This is a genomic window from Paenirhodobacter sp. (genome assembly GCF_047600745.1).
In the GTDB taxonomy this organism is placed as follows: Bacteria; Pseudomonadota; Alphaproteobacteria; order Rhodobacterales; family Rhodobacteraceae; genus Rhodobacter.
The window spans coordinates 1,820,880-1,839,377 of the sequence record NZ_JASGKI010000004.1; the positions used below are offsets into that span (position 1 = coordinate 1,820,880).

Annotated in this window: 19 protein-coding genes and 1 pseudogene; 13 read left to right on the forward strand and 7 right to left on the reverse strand. The window is 62.8% G+C overall.

Annotation, left to right across the window (positions count from 1 at the left end):
- Positions 1–137: 137 nt before the first annotated feature.
- The 6 genes from rsfS to QM789_RS17690 are packed head-to-tail and all read left to right on the forward strand — an operon-like array spanning position 138 to position 5,572.
- Positions 138–500, forward strand: a complete 363-nt coding sequence (rsfS, locus tag QM789_RS17665; RefSeq protein WP_420353136.1) for a ribosome silencing factor — start codon at positions 138–140, stop codon at positions 498–500.
- A 1-nt stretch (position 501) separates the two neighbouring features.
- On the forward strand, positions 502–969 hold the full coding sequence (gene rlmH, locus QM789_RS17670) for a 23S rRNA (pseudouridine(1915)-N(3))-methyltransferase RlmH (RefSeq protein WP_420353137.1): 468 nt from the start codon (positions 502–504) through the stop codon (positions 967–969).
- A 59-nt stretch (positions 970–1,028) separates the two neighbouring features.
- Complete coding sequence (gene gpmI, locus QM789_RS17675) at positions 1,029–2,549, forward strand: 2,3-bisphosphoglycerate-independent phosphoglycerate mutase (protein ID WP_420353138.1); 1,521 nt, start codon at positions 1,029–1,031, stop codon at positions 2,547–2,549.
- Positions 2,546–3,676 (forward strand): murein hydrolase activator EnvC family protein, encoded by a 1,131-nt coding sequence (locus QM789_RS17680; RefSeq protein ID WP_420353342.1) that lies wholly within the window; start codon positions 2,546–2,548, stop codon positions 3,674–3,676. Before gpmI ends, QM789_RS17680 begins: the two co-directional genes overlap by 4 nt.
- Before the next feature lie 9 nt (positions 3,677–3,685).
- Positions 3,686–5,050: a S41 family peptidase gene (locus QM789_RS17685; protein ID WP_420353139.1), complete on the forward strand. Its 1,365-nt coding sequence runs from the start codon at positions 3,686–3,688 to the stop codon at positions 5,048–5,050.
- A 39-nt stretch (positions 5,051–5,089) separates the two neighbouring features.
- A complete protein-coding gene (locus QM789_RS17690) occupies positions 5,090–5,572 on the forward strand; it encodes an RNA pyrophosphohydrolase (RefSeq protein ID WP_420353140.1) in 483 nt (160 codons plus the stop codon).
- On the opposite strand, the gene dnaQ is transcribed toward QM789_RS17690, so the two are convergent.
- The 4 genes from dnaQ to QM789_RS17710 are packed head-to-tail and all read right to left on the reverse strand — an operon-like array spanning position 5,569 to position 8,246.
- Complete coding sequence (gene dnaQ / locus QM789_RS17695) at positions 5,569–6,255, reverse strand: DNA polymerase III subunit epsilon (protein ID WP_420353141.1); 687 nt, start codon at positions 6,253–6,255, stop codon at positions 5,569–5,571. The genes QM789_RS17690 and dnaQ overlap by 4 nt on opposite strands.
- Positions 6,248–6,841 carry a dephospho-CoA kinase gene (gene coaE / locus QM789_RS17700; RefSeq protein ID WP_420353142.1) on the reverse strand — a complete coding sequence of 198 codons (594 nt, stop codon included), beginning with the start codon at positions 6,839–6,841 and terminating at the stop codon, positions 6,248–6,250. The genes dnaQ and coaE overlap by 8 nt, the downstream gene beginning before the upstream one ends.
- Positions 6,838–7,653 carry a shikimate dehydrogenase gene (locus tag QM789_RS17705; RefSeq protein ID WP_420353143.1) on the reverse strand — a complete coding sequence of 272 codons (816 nt, stop codon included), beginning with the start codon at positions 7,651–7,653 and terminating at the stop codon, positions 6,838–6,840. The genes coaE and QM789_RS17705 overlap by 4 nt, the downstream gene beginning before the upstream one ends.
- Complete coding sequence (locus QM789_RS17710; protein WP_420353144.1) at positions 7,650–8,246, reverse strand: Maf family protein; 597 nt, start codon at positions 8,244–8,246, stop codon at positions 7,650–7,652. The genes QM789_RS17705 and QM789_RS17710 overlap by 4 nt, the downstream gene beginning before the upstream one ends.
- 393 nt (positions 8,247–8,639) lie before the next feature.
- On the opposite strand from QM789_RS17710, the gene QM789_RS17715 reads away from it, so the two are divergent.
- The 7 genes and pseudogenes from QM789_RS17715 (at position 8,640) to QM789_RS17745 (ending at position 15,966) form a co-directional block, all read left to right on the forward strand.
- On the forward strand, positions 8,640–9,104 hold the full coding sequence (locus tag QM789_RS17715; RefSeq protein ID WP_420353145.1) for a CopD family protein: 465 nt from the start codon (positions 8,640–8,642) through the stop codon (positions 9,102–9,104).
- Between the two features lie 122 nt (positions 9,105–9,226).
- Entirely contained in the window at positions 9,227–10,495 is a 1,269-nt protein-coding gene (gene rho, locus QM789_RS17720) for a transcription termination factor Rho (protein ID WP_420353146.1), read from the forward strand.
- 1 nt (position 10,496) lies between these two features.
- Positions 10,497–11,778 (forward strand): annotated as a pseudogene (mnmE, locus tag QM789_RS17725) (tRNA uridine-5-carboxymethylaminomethyl(34) synthesis GTPase MnmE).
- A 12-nt stretch (positions 11,779–11,790) separates the two neighbouring features.
- The gene (mnmG, locus tag QM789_RS17730) at positions 11,791–13,653 is read left to right on the forward strand and encodes a tRNA uridine-5-carboxymethylaminomethyl(34) synthesis enzyme MnmG (RefSeq protein WP_420353147.1); all 1,863 of its coding nucleotides are present in this window, start codon (positions 11,791–11,793) and stop codon (positions 13,651–13,653) included.
- A complete protein-coding gene (gene rsmG, locus QM789_RS17735) occupies positions 13,650–14,273 on the forward strand; it encodes a 16S rRNA (guanine(527)-N(7))-methyltransferase RsmG (protein WP_420353148.1) in 624 nt (207 codons plus the stop codon). The genes mnmG and rsmG overlap by 4 nt, the downstream gene beginning before the upstream one ends.
- On the forward strand, positions 14,266–15,081 hold the full coding sequence (locus QM789_RS17740) for a ParA family protein (RefSeq protein WP_420353149.1): 816 nt from the start codon (positions 14,266–14,268) through the stop codon (positions 15,079–15,081). Before rsmG ends, QM789_RS17740 begins: the two co-directional genes overlap by 8 nt.
- A 3-nt stretch (positions 15,082–15,084) precedes the next feature.
- Complete coding sequence (locus tag QM789_RS17745) at positions 15,085–15,966, forward strand: ParB/RepB/Spo0J family partition protein (protein WP_420353150.1); 882 nt, start codon at positions 15,085–15,087, stop codon at positions 15,964–15,966.
- Between the two features lie 6 nt (positions 15,967–15,972).
- On the opposite strand, the gene hemW is transcribed toward QM789_RS17745, so the two are convergent.
- The 3 genes from hemW to rph are packed head-to-tail and all read right to left on the reverse strand — an operon-like array spanning position 15,973 to position 18,442.
- Complete coding sequence (gene hemW, locus QM789_RS17750) at positions 15,973–17,127, reverse strand: radical SAM family heme chaperone HemW (protein ID WP_420353151.1); 1,155 nt, start codon at positions 17,125–17,127, stop codon at positions 15,973–15,975.
- Positions 17,124–17,732 carry an RdgB/HAM1 family non-canonical purine NTP pyrophosphatase gene (gene rdgB, locus QM789_RS17755; protein WP_420353152.1) on the reverse strand — a complete coding sequence of 203 codons (609 nt, stop codon included), beginning with the start codon at positions 17,730–17,732 and terminating at the stop codon, positions 17,124–17,126. Before rdgB ends, hemW begins: the two co-directional genes overlap by 4 nt.
- Positions 17,729–18,442, reverse strand: coding sequence for a ribonuclease PH (rph, locus tag QM789_RS17760; protein ID WP_420353153.1), 714 nt, complete (start codon positions 18,440–18,442; stop codon positions 17,729–17,731). Before rph ends, rdgB begins: the two co-directional genes overlap by 4 nt.
- Positions 18,443–18,498: the final 56 nt, after the last annotated feature.

Sequence of the window (18,498 nt, forward strand, 5' to 3'; positions counted from 1 at the left end):
GAGATTCAGCCTGCGCAATGCTACATTTCGCATATCCCTCGCGCCGGGGGTGGAGACGGCGCGGTGAACACCTGGAGGACAATGTCCTGTCACATCTCTCAACCGCGTCCGCTGTTTCGGGCGCAAAGGCGGCACCCATGACGGCCGAACTGGCGGGTGTCGAGGCGACGAGCGACCAGATCCTCGCGCGCGTGCTTTCCTCTCTCGACGACGACAAGGCGGAAGAGATCGTCACGATCGACCTCAAGGGCCGGTCGTCGATCGCGGATTACATGGTGATCTGCTCGGGCCGGTCGTCGCGTCAGGTCGGCGCCATCGCGGAAAAGCTGGTGGAACGGCTGAAGGAAGACTTCGGCCGCAACTGCAAGATCGAGGGCAAGGATCAGGGCGACTGGGTTCTGATCGACACGCAGGACGTCATCGTCCATGTGTTCCGCCCCGAGGTGCGCGAATTCTACCAACTCGAAAAGATGTGGATGCCCACGGGCAGCACCGTCTGAGATGAAGCTGACGATCTGCGCGGTCGGGCGGCTGCGCAAGGGCCCGGAGTTCGAGCTGATCGCGGATTACCTCGACAGGTTCAACCGGGCGGGCCGGTCGATGGGGCTTGGCCCCGCGGCCATCACCGAGGTCGAGGACAAGAAGAACCTCGGCATGGAGGCGGAGGCGGCACTGCTCGACCGGGCGATTCCGGCGGGCGCGGTGCTGGTGACGCTGGACGAGCGCGGCGACCTTGTGACCTCGCCCGATTTCGCGGCGCGGCTGGGTGGCTGGCGCGATGCGGCGCGGGATGTGGCCTTCGTCATCGGCGGCGCAGACGGTATCGCGCCGGGCCTGCGCGCCCGGGCGGACTGGTCGCTCAGCTTCGGGCGGATGGTCTGGCCGCATATGCTGGTGCGGGTGATGCTGGCGGAACAGATCTACCGCGCGGGGCAAATTCTGGCCGGAACGCCCTATCATCGCGCGTAGCCGTTGTGATGCGGCGCGGGCGCGCGTAAAAGGGGGCAAAGCATCGCAGGAGGCCCCCCATGACCCGTCCGAAACCCGTGGTTCTGTGCATTCTCGACGGCTGGGGCGAGCGCGCCGAAACCGAGGGCAATGCCCCCGCGCTCGCGCATACGCCCAACCTCGACAAGGTATGGACGACCTGCCCGAAATCCACGCTGATCACCTTTGGCCCCGATGTCGGCCTGCCGACCGGGCAGATGGGCAATTCCGAGGTCGGCCACACCAATATCGGCGCGGGCCGGGTGGTGGCGATGGACCTGGGCCAGATCGACCTGGCGATCGAGGACGGATCGTTCTTCGGGAACGAGGCGCTCAACGATTTCATCGCGAAGGTGAAAAAGGCAAAGGGCCGGGCGCATCTGTTCGGCGTGATCTCCGACGGCGGCGTGCATGGCCATATCGAACACGTCCTTGCGGCCTGCAAGGCGGTGACAGATGCGGGCGTGCCGGTCGTCGTCCATGCGATCACCGACGGGCGCGACGTGGCGCCGGATTCGGCGGCGGGCTTCATCGACGATTTCGTGGCGCGGATGCCGAAGGGCTGCACCGTGGGCACGGTGATCGGGCGCTACTGGGCGATGGATCGCGACAACCGTTGGGAGCGGGTGGGACGTGCCTATGAGGCGATCGTGGATGCCGAGGGGCTGAGCGCGGACACTCCGGCCGAAGCCGTGGCGCAAAGCTATGCGCTCAAGGAGATGGACGAATTCATCCAGCCGACGGTGATCGGCGATTACGCCGGGGCCGAGGATGGCGACGGGTTCTTCTGCCTCAACTTCCGCGCCGACCGCGCGCGGGAGATCCTGCGCGCGCTGGCCGAACCGGGGTTCCACGAGATCGACGTTTCCGGCCGGCCCGAGTGGTCGGCAATGCTGGGCATGGTCGAATATTCGGCGGCCCATAACGACTACATGACCACCGCCTATCCGAAGCGGGATCTGGTCAACACGCTGGGCGAATGGGTGTCGAAACAGGGGCTGAGCCAGTTCCACTGTGCCGAAACCGAGAAATACCCCCATGTCACCTTCTTCCTGAACGGCGGCAAGGAAACGCCCTGGCCGGGCGAAGACCGGTTCATGCCGAAATCGCCCAAGGTCGCGACCTATGACCTGCAACCGGAAATGAGCGCGCCCGAGGTGACCGAGCATTTCATCGGCGCGATCGAAAAGGGCTATGACCTGATCATCATCAACTACGCCAACCCGGATATGGTGGGCCACACCGGCAGCCTGCCGGCGGCGATTGCGGCCTGCGAGGAGATCGACCGCGACATGGGCCGGGTGATCGACGCGCTGAAAAAGGCGGGCGGGGCGATGATCGTCACCGCCGACCACGGCAATTGCGAAACGATGATCGACCCGGTGACGGGCAAGCCGCACACCGCGCATACGACGAACCTGGTTCCGGTGGCGCTGGTCAATGGGCCGGAGGGGGTCACCCTGCGCGAAGGGCGGCTGGCCGATCTGGCGCCGACGCTGCTCGACCTGATGCAACTGCCGGTGCCGCCCGAAATGACCGGCACGACGCTGATCCGGCGCTGATGCGGGCGGTTGCGATCTGGCTGTTGTCGGCCACGCTGGCGGCGGCCAATCCGGCGACGGATGCGGCGCTGAAGGCGGCGGACGGGCTGCGCGATGCGATCACACAGCTCGACGCGGCGCGGACCCGGGGCGACCGGGTGGCCGCGCTGACCACCACGATCACCGCCTATGAAAAGGGGCTCGCCGCGCTGCGCGACGGGCTGCGCCGCGCCGCGATCCGCGAACAGGAGATCGAGAAGGGCTATAATGCCAAGCGCGCGCAGGTCGGGCGGCTCTTGGGTGTGATGAGCACGATGCAGCAATCCGAAGGGCCGCTGCTGCTGCTGCATCCCGCCGGGGCGGCGGGATCGGCCCGCTCGGGCATGGTGACGGGGGCGGTGACCCCGGCGCTTCAGGCCGAGGCCGAGAAGATGCGCGCCTCGCTGGAGGAGATCCGGCAGTTGCGCGCGGTGCAGGCCAGCGCGGCCTCGGTTCTCGAAGGCGGGCTCGCCTCGGTTCAGGCGGCGCGCACGGCGCTGGCGCAGGCGATTTCCGACCGCAGCGCCCTGCCGAAACGCTATCTGGAACAGCCGGAGGAACTGCGCCGGCTGGTCGAAAGCGCCGATACGCTGGAAGGGTTCGCCACCGGGATCGCGGCACTGGACAGTGACATCGGCGCGCCGATGGAGGATTTCGCCGGGGCGAAAGGCACGCTGCCGATGCCGGTGATGGGATCGGTGCTGCGCAAGTTCAACGAAGCCGATGCGGCGGGCATCCGGCGCCCGGGCCTGGTGATCGCCACCGCGCCCGCGACGCTGGTCACCACGCCCTGGCCCGCGACGGTGCGCTACCGCGGGCCGCTGCTCGACTACGGAAATGTGATAATTCTTGAACCCGCGCAGGGCTATCTTCTGGTTCTTGCGGGGCTCGGTGCGGTCTATGGTGAGGTCGGCGACGTGCTGGACAAGGGCACGCCCGTCGGCCTGATGGGCGGCACGGAACCCGCGGCACAGGAATTCGGAGCGGATTTCGTAAAAGCCGCACAGAATGGCAGTGGCGCCGACCGCACGGAGACGCTTTACTTGGAACTCAGGAAGGGCAAGACGCCCGTGGACCCCTCCCAGTGGTTCACCCAGACGAAAGACTGAAGGTTCGGAATGAGAAAATTCGTCATGGCCGCGCTTGGCGGCACCGTTGCGGGGGTGCTGATCTCGACGCAGGTCGCGCCGCTTCTGGCGCAGGACGCGGCCAAGAGCGCCTCGGTCTATGAACAACTCGACCTGTTCGGCGATGTGTTCGAGCGGATCCGGCAGGATTACGTCGAGGCACCCGACAGCAAGAAGCTGATCGAGGCCGCGATCAACGGCATGCTCAGCTCGCTCGATCCGCATTCGAGCTACATGCCACCCGACGACTACGACAACATGAAGGTGCAGACGCGCGGCTCCTTCGGCGGGCTTGGCATCGAGGTCACGCAGGAAGACGGCGTGGTGAAGGTCGTGTCGCCGATGGACGGCACACCCGCCGCGCAGGCCGGGATCCAGTCGGGCGACTATATCACGCAGGTCAACGGCGAAAGCCTGATGGGGCTGTCGCTCGACCAGGCGGTGGACAAGATGCGCGGCCCCGTCGGCAGCGAGATCACCGTGACCATCGCGCGCAAGGGCACGCAGGATCCGTTCGACGTGACCATGACCCGCGACACGATCAAGCTCACTGCGGTGAAGGGGCGGGTGGAAGGCAAGACCGTCGTGCTGCAAATCACCACCTTCAACGACCAGACCTTCCCGAACCTTCAGGAACAGCTGAAGAAGGCCGTTGCCGACGCGGGCGGGATGGAGAAGGTCGACGGCATCGTGCTCGACCTGCGCAACAACCCGGGCGGCCTGCTGACGCAGGCGATCGCGGTATCGGATGCCTTCCTGGACAAGGGAGAAATCGTTTCGACCCGTGGCCGCGCGCCCGAGGACAGCGAGCGGATGAACGCCACGCCGGGCGACCTCGCGGAGGGCAAGCCGATCGTGGTGCTGATCAACGGCGGCTCGGCCTCGGCCTCGGAAATCGTCACCGGGGCGTTGCAGGACCATCACCGCGCCATCGTCGTCGGCACCAAGAGCTTCGGCAAGGGCTCGGTGCAGACGGTGATCCCGATCAAGGGTGAAGGGGCAATGCGGCTGACCACGGCGCGCTATTACACGCCCTCGGGCCGGTCGATCCAGGCATTGGGCATCGCACCCGACATCGTGGTGCAGCAACCCGAAGCCGCCCCGGCGAGCGAGGAGGATCAGGAAAAGGATGCGGTGAAGACCCGCTCCGAAGCCGATCTGCGCGGCATCCTGTCGAACAATTCGATGACCGAGGAAGAGAAGAAACAATACAAGGAAGATCAGGAAAAGGCCGAAGCCGCCGCGAAACTGCGGCAGGACGACTATCAGTTGGCCTATGCGATCGACATCATCAAAGGGATGTCGGTCCTTGGCAAGGACAGTGCCGATACCCCGGCCGCGCCTGAGAAGAAATGAGGAGCGGGGGCCTTCGGGCCCCCTTTTTCACGGAAGACGATGATGACGGATCTTGAATCCCTGCCTTACCGCCCCTGTGCCGGGGTCGTGCTGCTGAACCGCGACGGGCTGATTTTCACCGGCCAGCGCATCGACAATCCGGTGCCCGCCTGGCAGATGCCACAAGGCGGGATCGACGCGGGCGAAAAGCCGAAACAGGCCGCCCTGCGCGAATTGTGGGAGGAAACCGGCATCCGCGCCGATCTGGTCGAGAAGATCGCCAAGACCAGGGATTGGGTGACCTATGACCTGCCGCCTGAACTGCTCGGCAAGGTGTGGAAGGGCAAATACAAGGGCCAGAAGCAGAAATGGTTCCTGTTCCGCTTCCTGGGCGAGGACAGCGACGTGAATATTGTCACCGAACATCCGGAATTCTCGGTCTGGGCGTGGAAGCCCTATACCGAGGTGCTGGACAGCATCGTACCGTTCAAGCGCGCGGTCTATGCCGAGGTGTTCGACGAATTCCGCGACTGGCTGCGTTAACGCAGCCAGATCGCCTTCTCCCCCATCTTCGCGACAAAGGCGGCATGGGCTTCGGCCTCTGCTTGGGTCAGGCGCGCGGGCAGGGGCTGCGGACGGGGACGGGGGCGCCAGTCCTCGCTCACCACATCGGTTTTCGCGCGGGTTTCGATGTTCAGACCAAACCCCGGCTGCCGCCCGCCGATCAGTTCCAGATAAACTTCGGCCAGAATTTCGGAATCGAGCAGCGCCCCGTGCAGCGTGCGCGAGGAATTGTCGATCCCGAACCGGCGGCAAAGCGCATCGAGCGAGGCGGGCGAGCCCGGAAACTTGCGCCGCGCCATCATCAGCGTATCGACCGCCCGATCCGCCGCGATCAGCGGCTTGCGGACCCAGGACAGTTCGGCATTGAGGAATTTCATGTCGAAGGCGGCATTGTGGATCACCAGCTTGGAATCCGTGCCGATGAAGTCCAGAAATTCCTGTGCGATCAGCGCGAAGACCGGTTTGTCGCGCAGAAACTCCTCGCTGATGCCGTGGACCTGAAACGCCTCGGTCGGCATGTCGCGCTCGGGGTTGATGTATTGGTGATAGGTCTTGCCGGTGGGAACGTGGTTGAACAGCTCGACCGCGCCGATCTCGACGATGCGGTGCCCTTCCGAGGGTTCAAACCCGGTGGTTTCGGTATCGAGGACGATCTCACGCATCACGGCTCCTGATCTGCTCGATCAACTGTCGCACGGCAGCCCGGGTTTCCTCAAGGGTCAGGGTTTCGACGACGTGATCCGCCCGCGCGCGTTTATGCGGATCGGGAAGCTGGCGCGACAGGATCAACTCCAGCTGCGCCGCGTCCATCGTGCCGCGCGACAGCACGCGTTCGCGCTGTACCTCGGCCGGGGCGCTGACCACCAGCACCGCATCACACAGTGTTTCGGCCCCGGTTTCATAAAGCAGCGGGATGTCCAGCACGATCAGATCGGCCTCCGGATGGGCGGCGATGAACGCCGCGCGCGCGGCGGTGGTCAGCGGATGAACGATGGATTCCAGCAAGGATAGAGCCTGTTTTTCGCCGCCAAGCGCCGCGCGCAGCCGGGCGCGATCCACCGCACCGTCAACGACGACACCCGGGAAAGCGCGCTCGATCGCCGCAACCGCTGCGCCACCCCGGGCGTAAAGGTCATGCACCGTCGCATCGGCATCCCAGATGGGGATGCCTTCCTCCGCGAACATCTTCGCGGTGGTCGATTTCCCCATACCGATCGACCCGGTGAGCCCCAGCAGAAAGGGTTTCATGCCAGAACCGCCCGGCGCAGGTCATCCGTCACCTCGGGACGCAGGCCGAACCATCGCTCGAACCCCGGCACGGCCTGATGCAGCAGCATGCCCAGCCCGTCCACCGTCACGCAACCCCGCGCGGCGGCGGCGATCAGAAGCGGCGTCTGCAACGGCGTATAGACGATATCGGTCACCACAGCGGAAGGCGACAGCCGGTCGAGCGGCACATCGAAGGGATCCTGACCCACCATGCCCATGGCCGAGGTGTTCACCACCAGCGCCGCGCCGTCCAGCATCTCGCCCCGCGCCTGCCAGCCGACGGGATCAAGGCCGAATTCGGCGGCAAGCGCCTCGGCCCGGGCGGGGCTGCGATTGGTGATGCGGATCTCTGGGCAGCCGGCCTCGATAAGCGCGACGACAATCGCGCGTGCCGCGCCGCCCGCGCCGATGATCGCCGCCGGCCCGACCAGCGGATCCCAGCCCGGCGCCCCTTGCCGCAGATTGGTGATGAAGCCGTAACCATCGGTATTATCGGCAAATATCCCGTTTTCATCGAAGCTGAGCGTGTTCGCCGCCCCGATCCGCCGGGCCTGATCCGAAACCCGGTCGGCCAAGCGCAGGGCCGCTTCCTTATGCGGGATCGTCACGTTGCAGCCGACAAACCCGGCCTTCGGCAGCGCCCTGAGCACCTGTTCGAGATCCGCTCCGGCGATCTCCATCGGGATGTAATGCCCGCGCAGGCCGTAATGGCGCAGCCAGTGGCCGTGCAGGGCAGGGGACCGGGAATGCCCGATCGGCGCGCCGATCACCCCCGCCAGAGGAATGTTCATGTCTTCAGCTCTCCTCTCGCATGCAGCCAGTTCAGGAAGGGCAGCAGCGGCAGCCCCAGAACCGAGAAGTAATCCCCCTCGACCGCCGAGAAAAGCCGCACGCCCTCATTCTCAAGCTGATAGCAGCCCACGGACCAGCGGATGCTGTCCCAGGTCCGGGTCACATACTCATTAATGAAGGCTTCGGACAGGGGACGCATGGTCAGGCGCACCTCCGCGACATGGCGCCACAGCGGGGCACCATCGCGGAACACCACCAGCGCGCTCAGCAGGTGATGGGTCTGGCCGGAGAGGGCGCGCAGATGGGCCATGGCGTCTTCGGGCGTCTCCGGCTTGGCGAAGATCCGGCCCTTCAGGTCCAGAACCTGATCCGCGCCCAGCACCAGCGCCCCGGGATGGCGGGCGGAGACCTTGGCGGCCTTCATCTCGGCCAGCGCATCGGCGGCATCGCGCGGCCCGGCGCCTTCGGCCTGCAAGGCGGCGCGGATGGCCTCTTCGTCGATCCGCGCGGGGACCATATCCACCGTGAAGCCCGCGTTGCGCAGCAGCTGCGCCCGGATCGTGGAGGACGAGGCAAGAACCAGATCCGGCATGGGGATAACTCCTAGGACAACAGCAGGATCAACTGCCGGACAACTCCGGTAGAAACGGTTCCTCCCCGTTTCCACCCAGGTTTGTCAAGGAACGAAAGCGGATTCCACACCTGTCGAAGCGGTTATCCACAGGGTCGGGACAGTTTTCCCATCCCACACGAACATTCCGTGACCATCCGCAGGAGTATCCACTGCGTTTGATCTTGTAATTTTTTGATTTCAAGTAATTTTTTAAGATTATCCACAGAAATTCCATGAATCGTGGAAGTATTGTCCCGGCTGCGGATAAATCCGGGAAAAACCCGTAATCCACAATATCCACAGGCCCTAAATCATCATCATCTTTTCTTTTTTCTTTTATTCTTTAAGAAGATGTCAGTAGCCGGAGCCGCCATGATCGAGTTTCTTTCCATCCATTACGCCTGGATAAAGGCGTTCCATGTGATGTCGGTCCTGGCCTGGATGGCGGGCCTGTTCTATCTGCCGCGGCTTTACGTTTACCATGTCGAGGGGCTGGCAAAGCGCGGCGTTGCCCGTGGGTCGGAGATGGATCTGCTGTTCCAACATCAGGAACGGCTGCTTTTGCGGGCGATCATGAACCCGGCAATGATCGCGACGTGGATTTTCGGGTTGATGCTGGTGGCCACGCCGGGGATCGTCGACTGGGGCAGCGCCTGGGCATGGGTCAAGGCGGTCGCCGTGATCGGCATGACGGTGTTTCACATGGCGCTGGCACGCGCGCGGCGGGCGTTCGTCATGGGACAGAACCGGCTGACCGGGCGGCAATGGCGGATGATGAACGAATTGCCCACTGTTTTGATGGTGCTGATCGTCAGCGCGGTGATCGTGAAATACTGATCCGTTGACTCACAGGGCCACAGGGCTTATCTGCGGGGTCAGCCCCGGCCGTCCGGCCGCCCGGTTTCAGCATTCATAGATGACTTCCGCGCCCGGGAACGGGTGCCATTTGCGGTGAGCCCATGACCGAACGTCTCAACCTTTCCGATCTCAAGGCGAAGAGCCCCAAAGACCTGCTGGCGATGGCCGAGGACTGGGAGATCGAAAACGCCTCGACCATGCGTAAGGGCGAGATGATGTTCCAGCTGCTGAAGGAACATGCCGAGGAAGGCGTGGAAATCGGCGGTGATGGCGTTCTGGAAGTGTTGCAGGACGGTTTCGGCTTCCTGCGCTCGACCGAGGCGAACTATTTGCCCGGTCCGGATGATATTTACGTCAGCCCGGACATGATCCGGCAATACAGCCTGCGGACCGGCGACACGGTTGAGGGGATCATCCGCGCGCCGGGTGAGAACGAGCGGTATTTCGCGTTGACCTCGGTCGAGCGGATCAACTTCGAGGAACCGGAGCGCGCGCGCCACAAGGTGGCCTTCGACAACCTGACGCCGCTCTATCCCGATGAGCGGCTGAAGATGGAAATCGAAGATCCGACGATCAAGGACCGCTCGGCCCGGATCATCGACCTGGTTGCGCCGATCGGGAAGGGGCAGCGGTCGCTGATCGTGGCGCCGCCGCGCACCGGGAAGACGGTTCTGCTTCAGAACATCGCGCATTCGATCGCCAGCAATCACCCGGAATGCTACCTGATCGTGCTGCTGATTGACGAACGGCCCGAAGAAGTGACGGATATGCAGCGCTCGGTGAAGGGGGAGGTTGTGTCCTCGACCTTCGACGAACCGGCCTCGCGCCACGTTGCGGTAGCGGAAATGGTGATCGAAAAGGCGAAGCGGCTGGTCGAGCACAAGCGTGACGTGGTGATCCTGCTCGATTCGATCACGCGTCTGGGCCGGGCCTACAATACGGTCGTACCGTCCTCGGGCAAGGTGCTGACGGGCGGTGTTGACGCCAACGCGCTGCAACGGCCGAAGCGGTTCTTTGGCGCCGCGCGGAACATCGAGGAGGGCGGCTCGCTGACCATCATCGCGACGGCGCTGATCGACACCGGCTCGCGGATGGATGAGGTGATCTTTGAAGAGTTCAAGGGCACCGGCAACTCCGAAATCGTGCTGGACCGGAAGGTTGCGGACAAGCGGGTCTTCCCGGCGATGGATATTCTGAAATCCGGCACGCGGAAGGAAGATCTTCTGGTCGATTCGAAGGATCTGCAAAAGACCTATCTGCTGCGCCGCATCCTGAACCCGATGGGCACGACGGATGCGATCGAGTTCCTGATCTCGAAGCTGAAGCAGACGAAATCGAACGGCGAATTCTTCGATTCCATGAACGGCTGAGATGGATACGATCTACGCCCAGGCGACGGCGCGCGGAAAGGCGGGTGTCGCCGTCATCCGCGTGTCCGGGCCCAGGGCGTGGGAGGCCGCGTCGGCGCTTGCGGGGACATTGCCCGCGCCGCGGCAGGCAGGATTGCGCCGCCTGCGGCTGGATGGCGAGACGCTGGACGAAGCGGTTGTGCTGTGTTTCGAGGCGCGGGCGAGTTTCACCGGTGAACAGGTCGCGGAGCTTCACGTTCATGGGGCGATGGCGACGGTTGCCGCGGTTCTGCGTGCGCTGGCGGGATTGGGATTGCGGCTTGCCGAGCCCGGGGAGTTCACCCGGCGGGCCTTGGAGAATGGCCGACTTGACCTTGCGCAGGTCGAAGGGCTGTCCGATCTGATCGAATCAGAGACAGAAGCACAACGAAAACAAGCTCTTGCAGTTCTGTCCGGCGCGGTTGGCAAGGTTGTTGAAGCCTGGCGACGTAAGCTGATCCGCGCGGCGGCGTTGGTTGAAGCGACGATTGATTTCGCGGATGAGGATGTTCCCGTCGATGTGACGCCTGAAGTTATCGGGCTGATCAACGATGTACTGGTGGATCTGCGGCGAGAGATTGGCCGCGTCGGCGTGGCGGAACGGGTGCGGGAAGGGTTCGAGGTTGCAATCGTCGGCCGCCCGAATGCCGGAAAATCGACATTGCTGAATGCCCTGGCCGGTCGCGAGGCTGCGATCACCTCCGAGGTCGCGGGGACAACGCGGGATGTGATTGAAGTCCGGATGGATATTTCCGGGCTGGCGGTGACGCTTCTGGATACCGCCGGTCTGCGCGATACCGAAGATCAGGTCGAAATCTATTGGGATCGAGCGGGCACTGATGCGCGCACGGGCGGCAGATCTTCGGATATTCCTTCTCGATGGCGGCGAGGTTCCGCTGATCGAGCCTCTGCCTGAGGATCTGGTGGTTCATGGTAAGTCCGATCTGAAACCCGGGGAAGGGTTGTCGGTTTCCGGGAAAACAGGTGCGGGACTGGATGAGCTGGTGTCCGCGATTGCGGCGCGGCTTGAAGGGCGGGCCAGCGGCGCCGGTGTCATGACGCGGGAACGGCATCGGATTGCCATGTCACGCGCATTTGATGCTTTGGATTCGGCGCGAAATGAGGTATTGCGCGGGTCCGAACGGGCCGAGCTTGTGTCTGAAGGGTTGCGCGAGGCAAGCCGGGCACTTAAATCGCTGGTCGGGCGGGTGGATGTGGAGCATCTTCTCGATGAGATCTTTGCGAGTTTCTGCATCGGCAAGTAGGGAGTGTTTCACGTGAAACATTTTGATGTCATCGTTGTCGGCGGCGGCCATGCGGGGACCGAGGCGGCGCATGCTGCGGCACGCATGGGGGCACGCACTGCACTGGTGACCCTTCGGCGGGATGCCATTGGAGTGATGTCCTGCAATCCGGCGATCGGTGGTCTTGGCAAAGGGCATCTGGTTCGCGAAATCGACGCGCTTGACGGTGTGATGGCGCGGGCTGCGGACCGCGCGGGTATTCAGTTTCGGCTGCTGAATCGTCGTAAGGGTCCGGCGGTTCAAGGGCCGCGCGCGCAGGCGGATCGCAAACTCTACCGGCAGGCCATGGCCGAACTGACGGAAGGTCAGCAAAATCTCGACGTTATTGAAGGCGAAGTCGCCGATCTGGTTATGGACGGTGATCGCGTGGCTGGGGCTATCCTTGCCGACGGAACGCGGATCGACGCCGGCGCCGTGGTGCTGACAGCCGGGACATTCCTTCATGGTGTAATCCATATCGGGGATCAAAAGTCTCCCGGCGGGCGGATGGGGGATCGCCCTTCGGTCAAGCTCGCGGATCGGATGCGGGACATGGGCCTTTCTCTGGGCCGGTTGAAAACGGGGACTCCGCCCCGCCTGGACGGAAAAACGATTAATTGGGATGTCCTGGACAGCCAACCGGGTGACGAAGACCCCGTGCTGTTCAGTTTTCTGAATCATAAGCCGTTTGTTCGGCAGATTTCCTGTGGCATCACGCACACAAACGGCCAAACCCATCAGATTATTCGGGATAATCTGTCGCGCTCGGCGATGTATGGCGGTCATATCGAAGGGGTGGGGCCGCGCTACTGTCCGTCGATCGAAGATAAGGTTGTCCGGTTTTCGGATAAGGAATCGCATCAGATTTTTCTGGAACCGGAGGGGCTGGACGATGACACGATCTATCCCAACGGAATTTCGACCTCTTTGCCCGAGGACGTTCAGGAAGCCTATGTCCGCTCGATCAAGGGACTGGAAGCGGTGCGGATCCTTCAGCCGGGGTATGCAATCGAATATGACTTTGTTGATCCGCGGTCACTGCGCGCGACGCTGGAACTGAAGGAGCAACCGGGGCTCTATCTGGCGGGACAGATCAACGGAACGACGGGGTATGAGGAAGCGGCAGCGCAGGGGTTGGTCGCTGGCCTGAACGCGGCTCTGGCGGCACAGGGTCGGGATCAGGTAATCTTCGGGCGCGCGAGCAGCTATATCGGCGTGATGATCGACGATCTTGTCGATCGCGGCGTTAGCGAACCCTATCGGATGTTCACATCGCGGGCGGAATTCAGACTGTCCCTGCGCGCTGATAATGCGGACCAGCGTCTGACCGCGATGGGAACTGAACTGGGATGTGTTGCTGAGCCGCGCAGGCAAGCCTTTCAGAAAAAAATGGATGCGCTCAACAGTGGTCGGGCGTTGTTGGATTCGTTGTCTCTGACCCCGAAGGAGGCGCAGGCGCATGGCTTGCGCGTTAACCAGGATGGGTCAAGGCGTTCAGCCTTCGCTCTGCTGTCTTTCCCCGATATTACGTTTTCGGATATAGCGGCGATTTTTCCGGAACTGAACGATCTTCCGTCCGATATTGCGATGCAACTCTCCTATGATGCCCTCTACGCGACCTATATCGCGCGTCAGGAAGATCATGTTGCGGCGCTCAAGCGGGATGAAAACTGGACGATTCCGGAGGATTTTGACTTTGATGCCCTTCCGGGGCTTTCCAATGAGCTGAAGATGAAGCTGTCGCGGGCACGACCTGGGACATTGGCACAGGCGGGGCGTGTCGACGGTGTAACGCCGGCGGCGCTTGCACTTGTTCTTGCAAAGCTCCGTCACGGTCAGCGTTCGGCAACAGCATGACTGGCAAGGAAAAATTCTGCCAGCAGATGGATGTTTCACGTGAAACATTGCTTCGGCTGGAAACGTTTGAAGCCATCCTGACAAAGTGGAATGGGGCGATTAATCTGGTTTCTGCTTCCAGTTTGCAGCAGATTTGGACACGTCATTTTCTTGATTCGGCTCAGATCTTTACTCTTTGCCCAAAAGCGGCACGGGTTTGGGTGGATATCGGAAGCGGGGGCGGTCTGCCGGGATTGGTCGTGGCGGCTCTGGCCAAGGAAAGCCTGCCCGACCTTCGTGTGACACTGATCGAAAGCGATACGCGCAAGGCAGCTTTTCTTGCTGCCGCCGCCCGTGCGATGGATGTCGATGTCACCATTCATGCCAAGCGGATCGAGGCTGTCGTGCCGCAGAATGCGGATGTTCTGAGCGCACGCGCTCTGGCGCCGCTCTCAGTCCTTTTGGAATATGCGGAACGGCATCTGTCGGGGGACGGGATCTGTATTTTTCCAAAAGGCGCGCATTGGCAGGATGAAATCACTGCTGCGCATGCGGCCTGGCGTTTCAACTATACGGCCCAGCCCAGTCTGACAGAAGATAATGCCGTTGTTTTGGAGATTATGGGAGCGCAGCGTGTCTGATCCGACCCGGCCCGCCGGGGCCAAAATCATCGCGGTGGCGAACCAGAAGGGCGGGGTCGGCAAAACCACAACGTCGATCAACCTTGCAGCTGCGCTTGGGGAGCGCGGCTGCCGTGTTCTTCTGATTGACCTCGATCCGCAAGGAAATGCGTCGACCGGGATCGGAATCGAAGCGGATGACCGCGATTTCAGCACTTATGATCTGCTCCTCGACGACGCGCCGATTGCGCAGGTCATTCGTCCGACGCGGATTGAAGGGGTTCTTATCTGTCCAGCCACGACGGATCTGTCTTCCGCTGATATGGAACTGGTCTCGAACGAAAAGCGCAGCTTCCTTCTTCATGATGTGCTGCGGCAACCTGCCATCGACCAGTTCGATCTGGACTATATCCTGATCGACTGTCCGCCATCGTTGAGCCAGTTGACGATCAATGCGATGGTTGCGGCTCATTCGGTTCTCGTCCCGCTTCAGGCGGAATTTTTCGCGCTCGAAGGGCTGTCACAACTGATGCTGACGGTGCGAGAGGTGCGGCAGAGCGCCAATCGGGATTTGCGCATCGAAGGCGTGGTCTTGACGATGTATGACGTTCGCAACAATCTCTCCCAACAGGTCGAGGCCGACGCGCGCGCGACGCTTGGGGATCTCGTCTTTCGGACGATGATTCCGCGCAATGTTCGCGTGTCGGAGGCACCATCTTATGCCATGCCTGTGTTGAATTATGACTCGTCATCGCGCGGGGCGGTTGCCTATCGCGCCTTGGCAGAAGAACTATTGACCCGCCACCGGGCGGTCAAACAGCGGAGCTGAGGGATGAACGACAGGAAGCCGGAACGTCGCGGATTGGGGCGGGGCCTTTCCGCCCTCATGGCGGACACCTATCTGACTTCGCCGGAGGCGGGTTCCGAACCGCGTCGAGCGGAGAGCCATGTTCCGATCGAGTTCATCGAGCCCAATCCGGATCAGCCGCGGCGCACCTTCGAACCTGAAAAACTTGAGGAATTGGCCGCTTCTATCCGCGAAAAGGGCGTGATTCAGCCGCTGATCGTGCGCAATCATCCGCATAAGGAAGGGCATTACGAAATCGTCGCCGGGGAGCGTCGGTGGCGCGCCGCGCAGATCGCGCAACTCCATGAACTTCCGGTAATCATCCGGGATCTGAGCGACACCGAAGTCCTCGAAGTCGCGATCATCGAGAATATCCAGCGCGCCGACCTCAATCCGCTGGAAGAGGCACTGAGCTACCGCCAGTTGATGGAGCGCTTTGGCCATACGCAGGAAAAGCTGGCTGAAGCTCTGTCGAAAAGCCGCAGCCACATCGCGAATCAGTTGCGATTGTTGAACTTGCCAACCGAGGTTCAGGATTATCTTCGCGATGGCAAGCTGACGGCGGGTCACGCGCGGGCGATGATTACTTCTGCCGATCCGATCAAACTCGCACATGACGCGGTGAGCAAGGGACTTTCTGTGCGTGAAGTCGAACGTCTGGCGCAGAAACCGCGTGAACCGGCTGCCCGCCCGGCCCAGTCCAGGACGAAGGATGCGGATACCGTTGCGCTGGAGAACGATCTGAGCGCCGCCTTCGGCCTGCGGGTTTCGATCATGCCGAAGACGGCGCAGAGCGGGCAGGTTGTCATCAGCTATGCGGATCTGGAGGAGTTGGACCGGATCTGTCAGGCACTCAGCGTCAGTTGAGCGGCTTCAGGGCATCAGTTCGCGGATGATCCCGTTCAGAACGGCGCGGCCCTGAGCGGTGGCCGCGATCCGATCGTCTGTTTGCCGCAACAGACCCATCGCCGTCAGATCTTCGATCTTCCCTGCCGGAAGCGTTTCCCCCGCCAGCGCGGCATAGCGCAGCGGATCAATCCCTTCGCTCAACCGCAGCCCGAACAACAGGAATTCCACCGCCTGTTCATCGCGCGGCAAAGCCATGCGCGGCAGTTCGCCACAGCCGCGCTCCACCATATCCAGCCAAAGCGCGGGGGACTTCGGCGCCTCGGTCGCATGCCGCTGTCCGCCGAGCGTCAGGCGACCATGCGCACCGGGGCCGATCCCCGCATAATCGCCATACCGCCAGTAGACGAGGTTGTGATGGCATTCGGCTCCGGGCCGCGCATGATTGGAAACCTCATAGGCGGGCAGCCCCACCGAATCACAAATTTCCTGTGTTTTCAAATACATATCGGCTGACAGATCGTCATCCGGCAGGCCGCGCAACTTGCCCGCCGCCGCCCGCGCACCAAAGGCCGTGCCCTCCTCGATGGTCAGTTGATAGAGCGAGAAGTGATCCACCGCCATCGCCACCGCTTCGCGCAACTCAGCTTCCCAGGCGGTCAGATCCTGATCCTGCCGGGCATAGATCAGGTCAAAGCTCACCCGGTCGAAATGCCGCCGCGCGATGTCAAAGGCCCGGCGTCCTTCCGCCGCGCTGTGCATCCGCCCGAGACGTTTCAGATCGGCGTCGTTCAACGCCTGCATCCCCATCGAAATCCGGTTCACGCCAGCCTCGGAATAGGCGCGGAAGCGGCCTGCGTCGATGCTGGTCGGATTGGCCTCCAATGTGATTTCCAGATCATTCGCCAGCCGCCACCGCGACCGGATCCGGTCCAGAATCGCCTGCACCAGATCGGGATCCATCAGCGAGGGTGTCCCCCCGCCGAAAAACACCGTGTTCAGGATCCGATCCCCGGTTTCCGCGGCGATCCGGTCGATTTCGGCCAGATAGGCCCTTGCCCAGCGGGCTTGGTCGATCTGCGCCGAAACATGGCTGTTGAAGTCGCAATAGGGGCATTTGGCGGCACAGAACGGCCAGTGCAGATAGAGCCCGAATCCGCCGTGCCGCCAGTCTTCGGTCATCCGCGCAGCGCCTGCGTCAGCTTGCGGAAGGCATAGGCGCGGTGGCTGATGCGGTTCTTTTCCTCGGGCGCCATCTCGCCAAAGGTGATGTCGTAGCCGTCCGGCTGGAACATCGGGTCGTAGCCGTGGCCTTGCGTGCCGCGCATCGGCCAGACCAGTTGACCCTCGACCTTGCCGTCGAACACCTCGTCATGACCATCGGGCCAGGCCAGAACCAGCGTCGAGCGAAAGCGTGCCGTGTAGGGCAGGGCGGCGCCCTTCGCCGCGCATTCTTCCCAGGTCCGGGTCATCGCCTTGACGAAATCGCGCCCGTTCGGGGTTTCCGCCCAATCGGCGGTATAAACGCCCGGCGCACCGTCCAGCGCGTCGACCTCGATCCCGCTGTCATCGGACAGGGCGGGCAGGCCGGTGGCCTTCGCCGCCGCATGGGCCTTGATCCGGGCGTTCTCAATGAAGGTCGTCCCGGTCTCCGCAGGCTCCGGCAGGCCGAAATCCGCGTTGCTGACCACCTCAATCCCCCAGGGTGCCAGCAGAGCGCGCATCTCGGCCACTTTGCCCGCGTTATGCGTGGCGAACAGCAGCTTTTTCCCGTCGAATATCCTCATGCCACGGCCGCCTTCTGTGCCGCGACCAGCTCCGCGATCCCCGCTTCGGCCAGATCAAGCAGCGCGTTCATCTGATCGCGCGAGAAGGTCGCCCCCTCCGCCGTCATCTGCACTTCGACCAGCTTGCCCGCGCCGGTCATGATGAAATTGCCGTCCACACCGGCTTCGCTATCCTCGGCATAGTCCAGATCGGCGATCGCCTGACCGGCATAGATCCCGCAGGACATCGCTGCCACATGGTCCATGATCGGGTCCGAGGTGATCAGCCGCGCCTTCAGCAGCTTGTTCACCGCCAGCCGCAGCGCGACCCAGCCCCCCGTGATCGCGGCGCAGCGCGTGCCGCCATCGGCCTGAATCACGTCGCAATCGACAACGATCTGCCGCTCGCCCAGGGCCGAACGGTCCACGCCCGCGCGCAGCGCGCGCCCGATCAGCCGCTGGATCTCCTGCGTGCGGCCCGATTGCTTGCCTGCCGCCGCCTCGCGCCGGGTGCGCGAGTTGGTGGCGCGCGGCAGCATGCCATATTCCGCCGTGACCCAGCCGAGCCCCGTGCCCTTCAGGAAGGAGGGTGCCTTTTCCTCAAGCGTCGCGGTGCACAGCACATGGGTATCGCCGACCTTGATCAGGCACGATCCCTCGGCATGTTTGGTGATGCCGGTTTCGATCGAGATCGGGCGGATTTCGCTGAGTTTCCTGCCGGAGGGTCGCATGGTCGGTCCTTTCCTGAAGTTTGCGTCATTTGAGACGCCGTGCCGCATGATGCAAT